General features: G+C 41.1%; 1 protein-coding gene. It reads right to left on the reverse strand.

What is annotated here, in order from left to right:
- Positions 1-463: hypothetical protein (locus tag IE164_RS18485; RefSeq protein WP_189631760.1), on the reverse strand; the 463-nt coding region annotated here is incomplete at its 3' end.
- Between the last annotated feature and the right edge of the window lie 181 nt (positions 464-644).

Below are 644 nucleotides of genomic sequence, written 5' to 3' on the forward strand. Positions count from 1 at the left end.
ATTTATTGGTCTTTTTGGAGGCTTTTTCTTTTAAAAGAGCCACTTGCTTCTCCAACTCATCGAGCTTATTGAGCAAAGCCAGTTGCACACAATACACCGGGTGGCCTTTTCTTTTTTGTACCTCAAAAGCACCATCACTAAGCAATGCATACCGCTCTATCATTGGCTTGCAATCACTCAGAAGGGCGTAGCCCACGCGCTTTATCCCCCAACCTAAAATCTGCCGATTATGGACTTTCATCATATATTCATCGCACCGGCCACAGGTATAAAAATGTTGCTTAGCAGCCGCTATATTAGCCAGCACGCTATATTGATATAACGCCTCCCGCTCATTGATATAGAAGAACTCTGCTCGTACATGGTCTTGCGATAAACTTTCATCAAAAGACTTCTCTATAAAGTCTTTCTCTTTTTCAGCATATTCATAATGCAGCTCAACTAGACGCTTATGATAATCCATTTCTATCCCCCTAAATTAAGCAGCCCCAATTCATTTTTATATTAGTCTACTTCGGAAACAACTTTCATCCGTTTTCTTTGAGAAAATGATAGGGATCGGTATACACCGGGTTAGGATTAACCTTGATTAAGTCTTTAGGCACCAGATCATGCTCAATGGCCAGGTCATACCCTTTTAAGGC

It is taken from the genome of Roseivirga thermotolerans, from assembly GCF_014653175.1.
In the GTDB taxonomy this organism is placed as follows: domain Bacteria; phylum Bacteroidota; class Bacteroidia; order Cytophagales; family Cyclobacteriaceae; genus Roseivirga; species Roseivirga thermotolerans.